General features: G+C 66.8%; 17 protein-coding genes and 1 riboswitch. Of the genes, 6 read left to right on the top strand and 11 right to left on the bottom strand.

Annotated elements, in window-relative coordinates:
• Positions 1 to 36 precede the first annotated feature (36 nt).
• The 4 genes from ACFVJ5_RS32455 to ACFVJ5_RS32440 all read right to left on the bottom strand — a co-directional run bounded on the left by ACFVJ5_RS32455 (position 37) and on the right by ACFVJ5_RS32440 (position 1,452).
• A complete protein-coding gene (locus ACFVJ5_RS32455; RefSeq protein WP_379226093.1) occupies positions 37 to 858 on the bottom strand; it encodes an aldose 1-epimerase in 822 nt (273 codons plus the stop codon).
• Between the two features lie 72 nt (positions 859 to 930).
• Entirely contained in the window at positions 931 to 1,086 is a 156-nt protein-coding gene (locus ACFVJ5_RS32450; protein ID WP_379226091.1) for a hypothetical protein, read from the bottom strand.
• Between the two features lie 62 nt (positions 1,087 to 1,148).
• Complete coding sequence (locus ACFVJ5_RS32445; RefSeq protein WP_281258043.1) at positions 1,149 to 1,280, bottom strand: hypothetical protein; 132 nt, start codon at positions 1,278 to 1,280, stop codon at positions 1,149 to 1,151.
• Between the two features lie 31 nt (positions 1,281 to 1,311).
• A complete protein-coding gene (locus tag ACFVJ5_RS32440) occupies positions 1,312 to 1,452 on the bottom strand; it encodes a hypothetical protein (RefSeq protein WP_379226089.1) in 141 nt (46 codons plus the stop codon).
• Positions 1,453 to 1,718: 266 nt separating this feature from the next.
• Here ACFVJ5_RS32440 and ACFVJ5_RS32435 point away from each other — a divergent pair, with 266 nt between their 5' ends.
• From ACFVJ5_RS32435 to ACFVJ5_RS32425, 3 genes are all read left to right on the top strand, one after another.
• On the top strand, positions 1,719 to 2,921 hold the full coding sequence (locus ACFVJ5_RS32435) for an argininosuccinate synthase (protein ID WP_056824327.1): 1,203 nt from the start codon (positions 1,719 to 1,721) through the stop codon (positions 2,919 to 2,921).
• Between the two features lie 105 nt (positions 2,922 to 3,026).
• Entirely contained in the window at positions 3,027 to 4,445 is a 1,419-nt protein-coding gene (argH, locus tag ACFVJ5_RS32430) for an argininosuccinate lyase (protein ID WP_379226087.1), read from the top strand.
• A 64-nt stretch (positions 4,446 to 4,509) separates the two neighbouring features.
• Positions 4,510 to 4,574: riboswitch (guanidine-III (ykkC-III) riboswitch) on the top strand.
• A gap of 10 nt (positions 4,575 to 4,584) precedes the next feature.
• Positions 4,585 to 4,899 carry a DMT family transporter gene (locus ACFVJ5_RS32425; protein WP_379226085.1) on the top strand — a complete coding sequence of 105 codons (315 nt, stop codon included), beginning with the start codon at positions 4,585 to 4,587 and terminating at the stop codon, positions 4,897 to 4,899.
• Positions 4,900 to 4,949: 50 nt separating this feature from the next.
• On the opposite strand, the gene ilvA is transcribed toward ACFVJ5_RS32425, so the two are convergent.
• Positions 4,950 to 6,173, bottom strand: a complete 1,224-nt coding sequence (gene ilvA, locus ACFVJ5_RS32420) for a threonine ammonia-lyase (RefSeq protein ID WP_379226394.1) — start codon at positions 6,171 to 6,173, stop codon at positions 4,950 to 4,952.
• Between the two features lie 79 nt (positions 6,174 to 6,252).
• Positions 6,253 to 7,431, bottom strand: a complete 1,179-nt coding sequence (locus ACFVJ5_RS32415; protein ID WP_379226083.1) for a serine hydrolase domain-containing protein — start codon at positions 7,429 to 7,431, stop codon at positions 6,253 to 6,255.
• A 106-nt stretch (positions 7,432 to 7,537) separates the two neighbouring features.
• On the opposite strand from ACFVJ5_RS32415, the gene ACFVJ5_RS32410 reads away from it, so the two are divergent.
• The 3 genes from ACFVJ5_RS32410 (at position 7,538) to ACFVJ5_RS32400 (ending at position 10,560) form a co-directional block, all read left to right on the top strand.
• On the top strand, positions 7,538 to 8,260 hold the full coding sequence (locus tag ACFVJ5_RS32410; RefSeq protein ID WP_379226081.1) for a GntR family transcriptional regulator: 723 nt from the start codon (positions 7,538 to 7,540) through the stop codon (positions 8,258 to 8,260).
• Between the two features lie 84 nt (positions 8,261 to 8,344).
• Positions 8,345 to 9,832, top strand: a complete 1,488-nt coding sequence (locus tag ACFVJ5_RS32405) for an NCS1 family nucleobase:cation symporter-1 (protein WP_379226079.1) — start codon at positions 8,345 to 8,347, stop codon at positions 9,830 to 9,832.
• Positions 9,832 to 10,560, top strand: a complete 729-nt coding sequence (locus ACFVJ5_RS32400; RefSeq protein ID WP_379226077.1) for an aspartate/glutamate racemase family protein — start codon at positions 9,832 to 9,834, stop codon at positions 10,558 to 10,560. The genes ACFVJ5_RS32405 and ACFVJ5_RS32400 overlap by 1 nt, the downstream gene beginning before the upstream one ends.
• A gap of 7 nt (positions 10,561 to 10,567) precedes the next feature.
• Here the strand turns inward: ACFVJ5_RS32400 and ACFVJ5_RS32395 are convergent, their stop codons facing one another.
• The 5 genes from ACFVJ5_RS32395 to ACFVJ5_RS32375 form a co-directional block, all read right to left on the bottom strand.
• Positions 10,568 to 10,939 (bottom strand): hypothetical protein, encoded by a 372-nt coding sequence (locus ACFVJ5_RS32395; RefSeq protein WP_378636902.1) that lies wholly within the window; start codon positions 10,937 to 10,939, stop codon positions 10,568 to 10,570.
• Between the two features lie 171 nt (positions 10,940 to 11,110).
• Positions 11,111 to 11,671 (bottom strand): isopentenyl-diphosphate Delta-isomerase, encoded by a 561-nt coding sequence (idi, locus tag ACFVJ5_RS32390; protein WP_379226075.1) that lies wholly within the window; start codon positions 11,669 to 11,671, stop codon positions 11,111 to 11,113.
• A complete protein-coding gene (locus ACFVJ5_RS32385; RefSeq protein WP_379226073.1) occupies positions 11,668 to 12,540 on the bottom strand; it encodes a geranyl diphosphate 2-C-methyltransferase in 873 nt (290 codons plus the stop codon). The genes idi and ACFVJ5_RS32385 overlap by 4 nt, the downstream gene beginning before the upstream one ends.
• On the bottom strand, positions 12,537 to 13,811 hold the full coding sequence (locus ACFVJ5_RS32380) for a family 2 encapsulin nanocompartment cargo protein terpene cyclase (RefSeq protein WP_379226071.1): 1,275 nt from the start codon (positions 13,809 to 13,811) through the stop codon (positions 12,537 to 12,539). The genes ACFVJ5_RS32385 and ACFVJ5_RS32380 overlap by 4 nt, the downstream gene beginning before the upstream one ends.
• A gap of 12 nt (positions 13,812 to 13,823) precedes the next feature.
• Positions 13,824 to 15,230, bottom strand: a complete 1,407-nt coding sequence (locus ACFVJ5_RS32375) for a family 2B encapsulin nanocompartment shell protein (protein WP_379226069.1) — start codon at positions 15,228 to 15,230, stop codon at positions 13,824 to 13,826.
• Between the last annotated feature and the right edge of the window lie 229 nt (positions 15,231 to 15,459).

Genomic DNA, 15,459 nt, shown 5'->3' with positions numbered 1-15,459 from the left:
CGGCGCGGATTCACCGTAATCGGCTGTGGTGCCGGGCTACTCGGGCTTCCGAGCCGTCCGGTCCCTCGACAAACGTTGCCAGGCCCAGTCGACGCGTACATCGAGTGGTGAGTCGGGTGTGACCATCCGTGGTTCGGTCTTGAGGCCGTTGGGTGGGCCGGACTGGGCCTCCACCGACAGGGATTGCTCCGGCAGTGTCCAGACGACCACGTCGTGGACCGGGCTGGTGATGGTGAATTCCAGAAATCCGGGCCAGGTGAGGCGGGCCAGAACGCCGTTGGGCATGCCGAAGCAGTCGTCCCACGGTGGCGGCGTCGGCGCGATCTTGCGGCCGGTGGGCAGGTAGTCGTCGCCGCGTTCGCACTGCCATGCCGGGTCGAAATCGAGCCGCACCGGCCCTGTCGCGGGCGCGACTTCGCGCAGGAACCACGGATGCCAGCCGCCTTGGGCGGGGAAGGCGTCGCGATCGGTGGCGATGCGCATGGCCAGGGTGAGGCCGGTGTCGGTGAGGGTGAAAGTCTGAGTGACCGTGCCCGCGAACGGCCACGGATCACCTAGTCGATGACTGATCGTCGCCTCGGCCGGCGAAGCCGCGACCACCTCCCACGCTCCGTCGCGCGCGGTGCCGTGAATGCTGTGCGGCGGGTTGTTGATCGGCATCTGATACGTGCGGTCGCCGACGCTCAGTTCACCGTTGCCGAGCCGACCGGCCCACGGCGCCATGACGAAACAGCCGGTGCCCGGATCCTGCCGGAGCAGTTCGGTGCCGTCGACGGTGAGGCTGTGGATCGCGCCGCCGTCGCCAGGGGCGATCGTGAGACCTGCGGAACCTGCGTCGAGCCGCACATCGTCGGTCATGGCTCGCAGACTAGCGGCGTGGGTCGGTGATCAGCGGTAACCCGCGCCGAAATCCAGGCGAGGTGGGGAGCGTCAGTTGAACGGGTACTGGCCGCCGCCCGGGCCGCCGCCACGGTTGTTCGGCGTGGCGATGTCGATGATGTCCTGAACGAGGTCGACGACGGCCTTGCCGACATCGAGAACACCGTTGCCGAGGATCGAGAATTCCTGCGCGATGTAATGGAGCATCTTGTTCGTCCTCACGTGTGGCGAGCCGAATAGTGCTCTCCCAGCGTGCCATACGCGAGGTGTCAGGAGTTGAGGAAATTCAGGATCAGCAAGGTCAACGGGGCGGTGATCTCGAATCCTGTTTGCAAGACATACAGCCCGAGACCAGCGATGGCGTTGTAATTGTCGGAGAGGAACTGCAGGACTTCGTCCATGGTGTGCTCCCTGGATTCGAGGTCGATGGGGTCAGGCGAAGAATCCCTGGAGCAGTGGGGTGCCGAGCTCGATGACGGCCTTGGCCACCGTCAGTCCGAGGTTTCCGAGTCCGATGACCACCGTGCCGATGAGGTCGTAGTTGGCCTCGGCGAAATCACGTAGCGACTGCATGATGGCTCCTTTGGTCCCGACCCGTGGCTATCTGCTGTGACCAGCGTCTCACAGCCGAGACTGCTCGCCAAGGGGGCTTACGATGTCGTCGCAGGTAATCGGCCTTTTGGGTGTCGTCCGGCCCTGACCGCGCCCCCCGGTTATGAATGAGATTGCATCATCATGCATAATCATTTGTAGCAACGGCGTGAGCCGAACCGGCTGCCGGAGCATCCATACTGCTCACGGCAGGCCTTACGTACCAGACTTCGAGGAGCACAACAGACATGTCCGATCGCGTCGTACTCGCCTACTCCGGTGGGCTTGACACCTCCGTCGCCATCAGCTGGATCGCGAAGGAGACCGGTTCCGAGGTGGTGGCCGTGGCCATCGACCTGGGCCAGGGCGGCGAGGACATGAGCGCGATCCGACAGCGCGCACTGGACTGCGGCGCCGTGGAGGCCATCGTGGTCGACGCGCGCGACGAGTTCGCCGACGAGTACTGCCTGCCCACCATCCAGGCCAACGCCATGTACATGGGCCAGTACCCGCTCGTCTCGGCCATCAGCCGCCCGCTGATCGTCAAGCACCTGGTCGAGGCCGCGAAGTTCCACAACGCCACCACCGTCTCGCACGGCTGCACCGGCAAGGGCAACGATCAGGTCCGCTTCGAGGTCGGCATCGGTGCGCTCGCGCCCGACCTCGAGGTCATCGCCCCGGTCCGTGACTACGCCTGGACCCGCGAGAAGGCCATCGCCTTCGCCGAGCAGAACAGCCTGCCGATCAACGTCACCAAGAAGTCGCCGTTCTCCATCGACCAGAACGTGTGGGGCCGCGCGGTCGAGACCGGGTTCCTCGAGGACCTGTGGAACGCGCCCACCAAGGACGTCTACGACTACACCGCCGACCCGACGGTGAACTTCGAGGCGCCCGACGAGGTCATCATCACCTTCGAGAAGGGCGTGCCGGTCGCCATCGACGGCCGCCCGGTCTCGGTGCTGCAGGCCATCGAGGAGATGAACACCCGCGCCGGTCGCCAGGGTGTGGGCCGTCTCGACATGGTCGAGGACCGGCTCGTCGGCATCAAGAGCCGCGAGATCTACGAGGCGCCGGGCGCCATCGCGCTGATCACCGCGCACCAGGCCCTCGAAGCCGTCACCGTCGAGCGTGAGCTGGCCCGCTACAAGCGGCAGGTCGAGCAGCGCTGGGGCGAGCTGGCCTACGACGGCCTGTGGTACTCCCCGCTCAAGCGCGCGCTCGACGCCTTCATCTCCGACACCCAGCAGACCGTCACCGGCGAGATCCGGATGGTGCTGCACGGTGGGTCCGCGGTGGTCAACGGCCGTCGCTCCGAGCAGTCGCTCTACGACTTCAACCTGGCCACCTACGACGAGGGCGACACCTTCGACCAGTCGCTGGCCAAGGGCTTCGTCCAGATCCACGGCCTGTCCTCGAAGGTCGCCGCCCGCCGCGACCTGAACCAGAAGTAATAGGCACAGAATCACCCTCGTAGTCTCGATACCGGCCGGTCCCCACGGATCGGCCGGTGTCGTCATCATCCATGCCCGCCATCCCGACCGGAGGAGACATCGACTATGACCCACAGTGGAACCAACGAAGGTGCGCTCTGGGGTGGGCGATTCGCTTCCGGTCCGGCCGAGGCGATGGCGGCGCTGAGCAAGTCGACCCATTTCGACTGGGTGCTGGCTCCCTATGACATTCGCGCCTCCAAGGCGCACGCTCGTGTGCTGCACAAGGCCGGACTGCTCGCCGATGACGACCTGCCCGCCATGCTGGCCGGTCTGGACGCGCTCGCCGCCGACGTCGCCTCGGGCGCCTACGGCCCCGCCGACTCCGACGAGGACGTGCACGGCGCGCTCGAGCGCGGGCTGATCGAGCGGGTCGGCACCGAACTCGGTGGTCGACTGCGGGCCGGTCGTTCGCGCAACGACCAGGTGGCGACCCTGTTCCGGATGTGGCTGCGCGACGGCGTGCGTCGCGTCGCCGCCGGTGTGCTCGACGTGGTCGACGCGCTCGTCGCCCAGGCCGCCGCGCATCCCGACGCCGTGATGCCGGGCAAGACCCACCTCCAGGCCGCCCAACCGGTACTCCTCTCGCATCACCTGCTCGCTCACGCGCACCCGCTGCTGCGCGATCTGGAACGCCTGCGCGACTTCGACAAGCGCGCCGCCATCTCGCCGTACGGTTCGGGTGCGCTGGCCGGTTCCTCGCTCGGCCTCGATCCCGAGCAGATCGCCGCCGAACTGGATTTCACCGCCTCCGCCGCCAATTCGATCGACGCCACGTCCTCGCGTGACTTCGCCGCCGAGGCCGCGTTCGTGCTGGCCATGATCGGTGTGGATCTGAGCCGGATGGCCGAAGAGGTCATCATCTGGAGCACACCGGAATTCGGCTATGTGACCCTGGCCGACGCCTGGTCCACCGGTTCGTCGATCATGCCGCAGAAGAAGAACCCCGATGTCTCCGAGCTCACCCGTGGCAAGGCAGGCCGCCTGATCGGAAACCTGACCGGCCTGCTCGCCACGCTGAAAGCCCAACCGCTGGCGTACAACCGGGACCTGCAGGAAGACAAGGAGCCGGTCTTCGACTCGGTCGCCCAGCTCGAACTGCTCCTGCCCGCCATCGCGGGCCTGGTCGCCACCCTGACCTTTCACACCGACCGGATGGCCGAACTCGCACCCGCCGGGTTCACCCTCGCCACCGATATCGCGGAATGGATGGTGCGCCAAGGTGTCCCGTTCCGTGTCGCCCACGAGGCGGCCGGTGCGTGCGTGCGCGTCGCCGAGGCGCGCGGTGTCGGTCTCGACGAGCTGACCGACGAAGAGTTCGCCGCCGTCGACCCCGCGCTCACCGCCGGTGTGCGCGAGGTACTCACGGTCCAGGGTTCGATCGCCTCGCGGAACGCGCGGGGTGGCACCGCCGGTGTGCGTGTGGCCGAACAGCTCGACGAGGTCCGCAAGACCGCCGACGGCGCCCGCGCCTGGTTGAGCTGAAGCGGCGGGTGGTGACTTCACCCACCACCCGCTTGCCAAGAGATTGCCGGTGTGACAGCTTGGCAGTGAGCCCGAACGGGGCTCCCGGACGAGGGTAGCCGTACCCGGAACGCGACAAGACGGCCACAGGAGGCTCGTCATGTCTTGGATTCTGCTCGTCATCTCCGGTGTGCTGGAAGCAGTGTGGGCCACCGCGCTGGGTCGGACCGAAGGGTTCACCCGACTCGCCCCGACCGTGGTGTTCGGCGTTGCCCTGGCAGCCAGCATGACCGGACTGGCGCTGGCCATGCGCGATCTCCCCATCGGCACCGCGTATGCGGTCTGGGTGGGCATCGGCGCCGTCCTGACCGTCGTCTATGCCATGGTCACCGGCGCGGAAGCTTTCTCGGTCGTGAAGGCCGTATTCCTGGTGATGATCGTTGCCGGTGTGGTCGGGTTGAAAATGGCGCACTGACGCGGTGATCTCCGGGCTCGTGGTGCGGGAACTCGGTGAGCGCACGGTTTCTAGAGCTCGGCGTGTACGCGAAAACCCGAGTCACGCAGTGCGTCCAGGACGTCGTCGCGGTGCGCGGAGCCGCGGGTTTCCACGGTGAGCGAGACCTCGACCTCGTCGACGGCCAGCCACGGCCCCGTCCGCGAGTGCACGACATCCACCACGCTCGCGCCCGCGCGCCCGACCACGGCGAGCAGCGCGGACAGGGCTCCTGGCCGGTCGTCGATCGTCACGTGCATGGCCAGGTAGCGGCCCGCGGCGCTGAGACCGTGGCCGATCACGCGCGTGAGTAGCAGCGGGTCGATATTTCCGCCCGACAAGATGGTCACCACCGGGCCGGGTAGATCCTCGAGAGCGGAGGTGAGCAAGGCTGCGACGCCCGCCGCACCTGCGGGTTCGACGACGAGTTTGGCCCGTTCGAGGCAGAGCAACAGGGCCCTGGACAGGGCGTCCTCGTCGACGGTGACGATCTCGGACACCAGCTCGGCGACATGGGCGAAGGGCACCGCGCCGGGTAGTCCGACCGCGATACCGTCGGCCATCGTCGACATCCGTGGCACCCGGACCGGCCTGCCCGCAGCCAGCGAATCCGGCCACGCCGCCGCCTCGGCCGCCTGCACGCCGATCACCCGGACATTCGGCGCCAGCGCGTGCAACGCCACCGCGACACCGGCGAGCAACCCGCCACCACCGGTGGGCACGACGACCGTGCCCACCTCGGGAACCTGCTCGAGTATTTCCAGCGCGACCGTCGCCTGACCGGCGACGATATCGGGATGGTCGAAGGGATGAATCAGGGTCGCGCCGGTCCGATCAGCGAAGTCCTGTGCGGCGACCAAGGATTCGTCGATCGTGTCACCGACCAGATGCACGTCGGCACCATAGGCGCGCGTCGCGACGAGCTTCGGCAGCGAGGCCCCGACCGGCATGAACACCGTCGAGGCGATCCCGAGCTCGCTCGCCGCCCACGCCACACCCTGCGCATGGTTGCCGGCGCTGGCTGCCACCACGCCCCGCGCCCGATCCGCCGCCGGGAGATTGGCGATCCGGTTGTAGGCCCCGCGCGGTTTGAACGACCCGGTGCGCTGCAAGTTCTCGCATTTGAGCAGCACCTGCGTACCCGCCCGCTCCGACAACACCCGCGACCCCACGATCGGTGTCCGTCGAATCACCGGCGCCAGCAGTCGCGCAGCTTCCTCGATCCGCTCCAGTCCCACGGTCTCCATCGGCCACATGGTGCCAGGTTCGGCATCGCGAGTCGTGTATCCGGGTGTTGCGTCCATATTGTGCAGTGATCAACCGACCGGCGATGGCTCAGGAGAGTTGCGACGACTTCGCGATGTTGTGGGCGATGGTGCCGAGGCGGGTGAGGCGGGCGTCGCCGAGCGGGGTGAGCCTGCCGCCGAGACGATTGGTGACGAAGGCCAGCGAGAGGCCGGTTTCGGGATCGGCGAAGGCGCCGGAGCCGCCGAGTCCGAAGTGGCCGAAGGCGGAGATCGGGTCGGCTTTGGAGGGTTTCATCGGGACACCGTGGAAGCCCATGGCCCAGGGGATGCGGAATGCCAGGACATAGTCGGGGGTGAAGACCTGGCGGGTGGCGAACCGGCGGATCGCTTCGGGGGAGAGGATGCGGGCGCCGTCGAGTTCGCCGCCGTTGGCCAGGGCCGCATAGACGCGGGCCAGAGCGCGGGCGGAGAAGACGCCGTTCACGCCGGGCATCACCGAATCGTGGACGCGCTCATCGACGATCAGGTCGGCGAAGCCGCGCGGGGTGGTCTCCGCGGCGGCGGCGAAACGGGTGCGGGTGAGCAGATCGGAACCGGTGTCCCACTCCATGCCCGCGGCGCGCAGGCGTGGGAAGGTGGTGGCGATGCGGTGGCGCTGGTCGTGCGGCACCCGGAACCAGAGTTCTTCGGCGTCAAGAGGTTCGGCCAGTTCCGTGCGCACCACATCGACGAACTCGCGGCCGGTCACCCGCGCGACGATCTCGGCGGCCAAGTGCCCGTAGCTGATTCCGTGATAGCCGCTGGTGACCCGATGCCGCGGATCGGGAGTGGCGGCGGCCAGCGCGGCGGTGACGGCAGCGTCATCGAGGAAACTCTCGATCGGTCCGGGCAGCAGGCCACGCAGCCGGTGCAGGCCGGCGCGGTGGGTGAGGACATCGCGTACGGTGATGTCGGCCTTGCCCGCCGCGGCGAATTCCGGCCAGTACTCGGCGACAGGGCTGTCGTAGTCGAGCTGTCCCCGATCGGCCAGCTGGTGAACCACGGTGGAGGCCACGCCTTTTCCGGTGGAGAAGCCCAACGCCACCGAGTCCGCCGTCCACGGCACGCCCGGACTCGCGTAGCCCGCCCACACATCGACGACGGGCTCGCCGTGCAGATACACACACAGTGCGCCACCGCCGTGCGAGGGCTTGCGGAACAGATGGTCGAAGACGGTGACCAAGCGGACGAAACGGCGATCCACCGACTGCGCTGTCGAAACTCCCATCCTTCGAGCATGCCATCCAACACTAGGGACCGGTCGGTACGGTGATCGTTTCCTAACTGTCACATCGAGCACTCCGCGCGCAATACGTGGTCCATAGCATGTTCGCATGCCCCCGAGACGACGATCGGCGCTGCTCGCAAGGCTTGTGGTCGATGAGCCAGGCCGACCGCAAGTGATTCTGGGCGAACTGCGCCGGGTGATCCTCGACGGCGCCGTACCGCCGTGCACCGTGATCCCGCTGCGTGAAGTCGCCGAGCTGTTCGGGGTGAGTCACATCCCGGTCCGTGAGGCGCTCAAGACGCTGATCGGGGAGGGCCTGGTCACCCACCGTCCGCAGCGCGGCTATCAGGTAGCTCAGCTCACCGCCCGTGAACTGCGCGAAATGTACATCGTGCGTGACACTTTGGAGACGGCGTCACTCGCCGCGGCCGCGCTGCACGCCGACGAGGCCGAACGCGCGCACCTTCTCGCGGTGAACGACCTGCTCGAACGCGCCATCCTCGACGACGATCCCGAGGCATACCAGCGTCAGTCCCGCAGCTTCCACGTGGCGCTGACGCGGCCGTCACGGATGTTCCGGCTGCTGTACATGCTCGAAGCCGCGTGGAATGTCACCGAGCCGGTGCAGTCGATGGTCCACATCGACCGACTCGACCGCGAGCGCCTGCACATCGACCACATCGCCATGCTCGACGCGTTCCTCGCCCGCGATGTCGACCGTCTGCTCGTGGCCGCCGAGGAGCACCACCGCAGGCTGGAAACCGTGGTCGCGACCCTGCCGACCGATACCGGGCTGCTCGCGCCGGAAGATATATCTTCGGTGCAATAGGCGCGAAATTCCCGGGAAACCGCTGGGCAATTGCTGATACTTACCGTCAGTTCAGCAGATGTACCCTTTCGGACGGGAACGATCATGACCGACACCATTACGTCCTCGGCGGTTCCCGCCGGTGAACCACCCACTTATGATCCGCGGCTGACGAACGAGGACCTGGCGCCGCTGCGCAAGCAGAGTTGGGGCACCTACAACATCTTCGCGTTCTGGATGTCGGACGTGCACAGCGTCGGCGGATATGTCACGGCGGGAAGTCTTTTCGCACTCGGGCTGGCCAGTTGGCAGGTGCTCGCCGCACTGCTCATCGGCATTACCATCGTGTACTTCTTCTGTAATCTGGTGGCGAAACCGAGTCAGGTGACCGGGGTGCCCTATCCGGTGATCTGTCGCAGTGCGTTCGGTGTGCTCGGCGCGAATATCCCCGCGATCATCCGTGGGCTGATCGCGGTGGCCTGGTACGGCATTCAGACCTTCCTCGCGTCGGCGGCATTGGATGTCGTTCTGGTGAAGCTGTTTCCGGGATTGGCGCCCTACGCCGTCACCGCCGACTACGGGTTCCTCGGACTGTCGGCCCTGGGCTGGGGCAGCTTCCTGCTGCTGTGGGTGGTGCAGGCGTGCGTGTTCTGGCGCGGCATGGAATCGATCCGCAAGTTCATCGACTTCTGCGGTCCCGCCGTCTACGTCGTCATGTTCCTGCTCTGCGGCTACCTCATCGCGAAGGCGGGCTGGAGTGCCATCGACCTGAAACTCGGCGATGTGAAATACACCGGCTGGGCGTCGGTGCCGGTGATGCTCGGCGCGATCGCGCTCGTCGTGTCGTATTTCTCGGGGCCGATGCTCAATTTCGGTGACTTCTCCCGATACGGCAAGAGCTTCGCCGCGGTGAAGAAGGGGAACTTCCTCGGGCTTCCGGTGAATTTCCTGGTCTTCTCGGTACTGGTGGTGGTCACGGCTTCCCTGACCTTGCCGGTGTACGGCGAGCTCATCACCGATCCGGTCGCCACCGTCGCCAAGATCGATTCCACGTTCGCGATCGTGCTCGGCGCACTCACCTTCACCATCGCGACCATCGGGATCAATATCGTCGCGAACTTCATCTCGCCGGCTTTCGACTTCTCGAACGTGAGTCCGCAGCGGATCAGCTGGCGGGCGGGCGGCATGATCGCGGCGGTCGGTTCGGTGCTGATCACGCCCTGGAATCTGTATAACAATCCCGACGTCATCCACTACACCCTCGAGGTGCTCGGTGCCTTCATCGGACCGCTGTTCGGGGTGCTGATCTGCGATTACTACCTGGTGCGCAAGCAGAAGGTGGTCGTCGACGATCTGTTCACGATGTCGGAGCAGGGGAGGTATTACTACGTGAAGGGCTATCACCCGGCCGCGGTCATCGCGACCGCCGTGGCCGCCGCGGTGGCGGTGTTCCCGGTGCTGGCCAACAGCCTGCCCGGCATGCACACCGCCGCCCAGTACAGCTGGTTCATCGGCTGCGGCATCGGCTTCGTCGTCTACTACCTGCTGACCGGCGCCGCGCGCGCGGCCGCGGCCGAGGAGGTCGGTGTCTGATGCGCATCCGGGTCGTCAACCCGAACACCACGCGGGCGATGACCGACACGATCGAGCAGTGTGCGCTGGCCGTCGCGGGCCGGGGCACGCTGCTCGACGCGGTCACCTCCGAGATCGGGCCCGCCTCGATCGAGAGCCACTACGACGAGGCGATGAGCGTGCCGGGCCTGCTCGCCGCGATCCGGCAGGGTGAGGCCGACGGCGTGGACGGGTACGTCATCGCCTGCTTCGGTGATCCGGGCTTGGACGCGGCACGGGAACTGGCGGCGGGGCCGGTGATCGGGATCGCTGAGGCGGCCATGCACACCGCGAGTCATCTGGGTCGCGGATTCAGTGTCGTCACGACGCTCGGTCGCACCATCGGGCGGGCGGCCGATCTCGCGGAACACTATGGGATGCAACGGTTCTGCCGGGGGATCCACGCATGCGAGATCCCGGTACTCGCCCTCGAAACCGATCCGGACGCGCGCAAGATCGTCACCGAGGCATGCCGGGTCGCCGTCGCGCAGGACGGGTCCGATGCTGTGGTGCTCGGGTGTGCCGGAATGGCCGATCTGTGCGCGCACATCCGCGACGAGATCGGGGTGCCGGTGATCGACGGCGTCGCGGCGGCGACCTTGACCGTGCAGTCGCTGCTGACGATGGGCCTGCGCAAGTCGGGTAGGGGAGAGTTCGCGACGCCGCCGCCGAAGACTTACGCGGGACTGCTGGAATCGTTCGGTTCGTGAATGCCGGTCAGACGCCGGCGGTCTCGGTGCCCAGTGCGTTCAGCACCGCGGCGAGATCGTCGACGTCGACGACCAGACGGGTGAAGTCGGGCCCGTCCAGGTCGATCCGCACGGCGCTGCCGCCGAAAGTGGTGTCCCAGAACTCTTTGCGGCCCTTGCCGCGGTAGACGCCCGCGGCGATCACGCCGGGGATGAAGGTGCCGGGGGCACGGACCCACGGGGGCCGCAGGTCCACTTCGGCGGTAGCGATCTCGGTGATCGCGGCGCGGTCGATCACGACCTGCTGGCGCAGGGCGAGCAGGCGATGCCCACCGAGCACATTGACCGTCACCGTGTCGTCGTTGATCTCGACCTCGACCATCGCTACCTCACTCGCCATCGTGCGGACCGTTCGATGTCCAGCTTCGTCGGGCGGCCTGTTCACGGACTGTGGTGAGCCTGTGAGTTCCCCAAGGAACTCAGAACCATCTACAAATATAGATATGCGCATCTATCCTGTTGGTCGCCACGGGCGAACCCGGGACGAGAAAAGAAAGCAGGGACAGCCAGGTCAGCGCTGGTGGGCCTGATCGGCGATCTCGAGCACCTGGGACAGCCACGGCGTGAACTTGCCGGGGTTCGCCGCCAGATCCGCACGTACCTCCTGCGGGGGGATCCACGCCCAGCGGGCGATCTCGGCCGGGTCGGGTCGCGGCGGCACATCGCCGACCACGCCGATCAAGACGTGGTCGTACTCGTGCTCGACACGGCCGGTCTTCTCGTCGCCGGCGAGGTAGGTGAACACGCCGACCTTCGTGAGCTCGGCCGCCATCCCGAACTCTTCGCGCAACCGGATCGCAGCGGCCTCGACAACGCTCTGACCCGGCAACGGATGCCCACAGCAGGTGTTTGCCCACTGCAGCGGGAACCGGGTCTTCACCGCCGCGCGCTGCTGGAGCAGGACGTGTCCGTGCGCGTCGAACAGCAGCACGGAGAAGGCGCGGTGGAGCGTGCCCGGTGGCCGATGGGCATCGGCCACCGAGCACGCTCCGATCGCCGCGCCTGATTCGTCGACCAACTCGACGAGCATGGCTTCGCGGTCGGTCGACGGGTCGGCGAGCTTCTCGGTCACCTGGCCACCTTATCGGCGACGATCATCAGGTATTGGAAGCTGCCCTCGCGGTAGGCGGTGAGGAACGGCTGCTCGACGCCGGTGGCGAGCTCGGAATGGGTGCGCAACTCCCAGTACGGGATGGTGTCGGGCGTGAGGTCGACGACCGTGGTGGGGACGAGGCCGCTGTCGGACAGTGCGCGGAAGTACTCGCTGCGCGGGTGGATCATGCAGCCGTAGTGCGCGTCGATCCAGCTGACCGAAGCGGACCGGCCGCCGGTGACATCGTTGGAGCAGCCGGTGATGCACACGTAGCGTCCACCCGGTTCGAGCACGCGAGCGAATTCGTCGAACAGATCGAAAAGGTCGACGTACATGGTGGTTTCGTTGGTCCAGATGGCCCGCGCCGACTCGTCGACGAAACCGGTGTCGAGCATATTGCGGAAGTGGAACCCGACCCGCTCGGTCACGCCGCGGGCCTCGGCCTGATCGTTGGCGAAGCCGACCTGGTACTCGGAGATGCTGACCCCGTCGACGTGGCAGCCGAAGCGATCGGCGGCCATGAAACTCGTGCCGCCCCGGCCCGAGCCACCATCGATCAGCCGGTCGTCGGGGGTGACAGCGCCGAGGTTGTCGAGCAGATAGTCGGCCTGGGCCGTCTCGAGGCGGTGCAGTTCGCGCACGATCCGTTCCTGCCGGGTCTTCTCGGGGCCTTCCAGCACCGACCAATCGGGTTCGCCGATGCCGTAGTGGTGGTGGTAGAGGCCGTCGACCTTGCCCAGTTCGGTATTGACCCGGTCGTCGTTGGGATTGTTGTTCCAGTACGCGGCCACCGAACGCTGATAGGTGGTGCGCAGGACCGAGCGGTCGGGGGTGTTGACGATGGTCATCTGTCGTCCTCTCCTGGTGCGATGTCGTGGTAGCGGCGGCTGCCCGCGTGCCAGGCGCGGTTGCCGCCCATCCAGGCCCACAGCCCGGCCAGGAAGCGGCGCTGCTGGGGTGAGCCCGAGGCGGCGAGGGGGGCCGCCTCCCGTTCGAAGCGATGCATCAGTTCGTCGTGGATCTGGGCGGTGCGCAGCACGGCATCGGCCCGGCTGCAGCCTTCCTCGGCGGCCAGGACCGTCGGCAGATTGAACTCCCTGCCGCCCGAAAGGTCTTCGCGCGCCATCGAATACAGGTCGTTCACCATCTGGGCGGCCAGCGCGGCGGTGGTGGTCACCCGCCGCACCGCCGGGTCGGCGTAGTCGGCGGCGGTGAGTTCGTAGCCGCCGACGGCGTCGATCGGTGCCATGCACGGCAGGAAACTGTGTGGCTGCCGATTGGTCAGGTACTCCCAGACCGGCGGCATCCGGTCCGCGGTGCGCCAGCCCGCCTCGGCGCCGAGCGCGATGAACCACCCCGCGATCTCGGTGCGTAACCGGGCCAGTTGCGCCGGGCTCGCGTATCCCGCCAGGTGCGCGAACGAGGTGCGGAACGCGCGCAGAATCGGGTCGGCCTGCATGGCCTGTTCGAGCCTGGGTGCGTACCGCGTGGGCAGATGAGCCGGATCCATCGCGGCGGCGGCCAACTCGAGCCGTGGCCCGAGTTCGGCGGCGGCGCTGGACGGCGTGCCGTCGGGTGCGGTGTCGCCAGGGGCGTCCTCCTCGCAGTAGTAGTCGTCGACCGACCATTCCGCCACCGCGCAGCGTGCGGCGGCCAGCAGCCGGTCGGGATCGTCGCAATCGGGATGGGCGAGCATGATCAGCCGGCCGAAGTCGGCCTTGGCGAGCTCGTCGAGTCGGCCTTCGTAGAGGCCGATCTCGACGGCCCAGGCGAGCAGACCCGCGTTGACGGCCTCGGCGAGCGCCGGGTCGTCGCGCTCGGGAGGTGGGCAGTAGAGAGCGGGAACCGACTGTTGCCCAGCGGAATTCGTCGTCTCCGCAGGGGATGCGACAGGCGATGTCCGTGCCGGGAACAATCGCAGGCCTGAAGTGCCGATCCCGGTCGGGCCGCGAAGACGACGCGGCGTGACCGAGCCGGTGGCCGCGGGTGTGCGTCGGGGGAGCGTCGCGGTGCCGGAGAACAGGTCGGCCGGGGCGGCGGCGCCGTGCAACAGGGCCGCCACCGCGACAGCCAGATCGCCTGCCGCGATCGGGGCGCCGACCCTGGTGAGGATGGACACGGTCCGCGCCGATCAGTCGGCTCGGCGCGCGACGAGCACGTCGTCCAGCACGCCGAGCGCATCGGGAACGAGGACGGCCGCGGAGTAATAGCAGCTCACCAGGTACGACATGATCGACTGGTCGTCGATCTGCTTGAACCGGACGTTGAGGCTCGGCTCGTATTCGTCGGGAATGCCGGTCTGATGCAGACCCACGACGCCCTGATCCTTCTCACCGATGCGCATCGCCATGATCGATGTGGTCTGGGTGTCGCTGACCGGGATCTTGCCGCACGGCAGCAACGGCACGCCGCGCCAGGCGGGCACCCGGTGCCCCTGGTACTCCACGGGATCGGGATACAGACCGCGGCGCGAACACTCGCGACCGAACGCGGCGATCGCTTTCGGATGTGCGAGAAAGAATTTGGTGCCGCGCCGCATGCTGAGCAGCTCGTCCATGTCGTCGGGGGTCGGCGCGCCGGATTCAGTGGTGATGCGCTGTTTGAGGTCGCAGTTGTGCAGCAGCCCGAACTCGGCATTGTTCACCAGGTCGTGTTCGCGTCGCTCGTAGAGCGCTTCGACGGTGAGCCGCAGCTGCTGGTCGACCTGGTTCATCGGATCGTTGAACAGGTCGGCGACGCGGGTGTGGACCCGCAGCACGCTCTGGGCCAGGCTGAGTTCGTATTCGCGGGGGCTGGCGTCGTAGTCGACGAAAGTGCCCTCGAGCAGCGGTTCGCCGGAGTGGCCGGAGGAGATCTCGATGTCGGCTTCACCCTTGGAGTTCTGGAGCCGGCTCGACCGCTGGGCCGCCTCGGTGCGGATCCGATCCAGCTCCGGGTTCAGCTCGAGAAATTGCTCGAATTGTTGTCTCGGCAGGCAGAGAATGGTCGTTCTGGTCACCGTCTTCACCGTGTCCGGCCAGATCGCCGAAGGCTCGGTGAGCATTTCCTCGCCGTAATAGTCACCGCCGGACAGCAGGCCGAGTTTGGTCGACTCGCCGTATTGACCGGAGCCGAGCCGGGCGAGTTTTCCGTGCACGACGAGGATCACCTGATCCATCGGATTACCGAATTCGGCGACCACCGTTCCCGGATCGAGGTCGTATTGCACGAATTTGTCCGCGAGCGGGCGCAGGAGTTCGTCGTCGTCGATATGGCGCAGCGGCGGAAGCTCGCGGAGTTCCTGCGGAATCACCCTGGCCCGTGACCCGTCGACGACGAATTCCACTTCGCCGTTGCCGACGGTGTGGGTGAGCCTGCGGTTGACCCGGTAGATACCGCCCGCGACCTGCACCCATGGCAGGGCGCGTGACAGCCAGCGCGAGCTGATGCCCTGCATCTGCGGTTCGGATTTGGTGGTGTGCGTCAGCTTGTGCGCAGCCGTGGTACTCAGGCTCTTGCGCACGGAATTGTCTGTGGGCAACGGCATTTCGATGGTCATGGAATATGTCCTCACCTCGGGACGGAAACCGGCACGGCCGATCGACCTGTGTGGCGCGACAATGCGCGACAGGCTCGGGTGTGGGTAATGGTGCGAAGCGAATGGTCCTGCGCGGATAACCGGGCGTGTGAAACGGTGTTACACGAAATCTGATGCGTGTCAGTACGTTCCGGACGATAACGATGGTAGGTGGTCGCGGTGACCGCGCGCCGGAAATTCGCGAAAACAT

The organism is Nocardia sp. NPDC127606 (genome assembly GCF_042671725.1).
Classification (GTDB): domain Bacteria; phylum Actinomycetota; class Actinomycetes; order Mycobacteriales; family Mycobacteriaceae; genus Nocardia.
Note: the sequence above shows the minus strand (reverse complement) of the source record. Positions and strands in the feature narration are given on the sequence as shown.

What these genes read in the sequence shown, in the direction of transcription:
- argH (WP_379226087.1), top strand. Translation starts at nt 3,027, where the DNA reads ATGACCCACAGTGGAACCAACGAAGGTGCGCTCTGGGGTGGGCGATTC.
- ACFVJ5_RS32455 (WP_379226093.1), bottom strand. Translation starts at nt 858, where the DNA reads ATGACCGACGATGTGCGGCTCGACGCAGGTTCCGCAGGTCTCACGATC.
- ACFVJ5_RS32405 (WP_379226079.1), top strand. Translation starts at nt 8,345, where the DNA reads ATGACCGACACCATTACGTCCTCGGCGGTTCCCGCCGGTGAACCACCC.
- ACFVJ5_RS32385 (WP_379226073.1), bottom strand. Translation starts at nt 12,540, where the DNA reads ATGACCATCGTCAACACCCCCGACCGCTCGGTCCTGCGCACCACCTAT.
- ACFVJ5_RS32400 (WP_379226077.1), top strand. Translation starts at nt 9,832, where the DNA reads ATGCGCATCCGGGTCGTCAACCCGAACACCACGCGGGCGATGACCGAC.
- ilvA (WP_379226394.1), bottom strand. Translation starts at nt 6,173, where the DNA reads ATGTGGCCGATGGAGACCGTGGGACTGGAGCGGATCGAGGAAGCTGCG.
- ACFVJ5_RS32445 (WP_281258043.1), bottom strand. Translation starts at nt 1,280, where the DNA reads ATGGACGAAGTCCTGCAGTTCCTCTCCGACAATTACAACGCCATCGCT.
- ACFVJ5_RS32440 (WP_379226089.1), bottom strand. Translation starts at nt 1,452, where the DNA reads ATGCAGTCGCTACGTGATTTCGCCGAGGCCAACTACGACCTCATCGGC.
- ACFVJ5_RS32395 (WP_378636902.1), bottom strand. Translation starts at nt 10,939, where the DNA reads ATGGCGAGTGAGGTAGCGATGGTCGAGGTCGAGATCAACGACGACACG.
- ACFVJ5_RS32410 (WP_379226081.1), top strand. Translation starts at nt 7,538, where the DNA reads ATGCCCCCGAGACGACGATCGGCGCTGCTCGCAAGGCTTGTGGTCGAT.
- ACFVJ5_RS32375 (WP_379226069.1), bottom strand. Translation starts at nt 15,230, where the DNA reads ATGACCATCGAAATGCCGTTGCCCACAGACAATTCCGTGCGCAAGAGC.
- ACFVJ5_RS32415 (WP_379226083.1), bottom strand. Translation starts at nt 7,431, where the DNA reads ATGGGAGTTTCGACAGCGCAGTCGGTGGATCGCCGTTTCGTCCGCTTG.
- ACFVJ5_RS32435 (WP_056824327.1), top strand. Translation starts at nt 1,719, where the DNA reads ATGTCCGATCGCGTCGTACTCGCCTACTCCGGTGGGCTTGACACCTCC.
- ACFVJ5_RS32450 (WP_379226091.1), bottom strand. Translation starts at nt 1,086, where the DNA reads ATGCTCCATTACATCGCGCAGGAATTCTCGATCCTCGGCAACGGTGTT.
- ACFVJ5_RS32425 (WP_379226085.1), top strand. Translation starts at nt 4,585, where the DNA reads ATGTCTTGGATTCTGCTCGTCATCTCCGGTGTGCTGGAAGCAGTGTGG.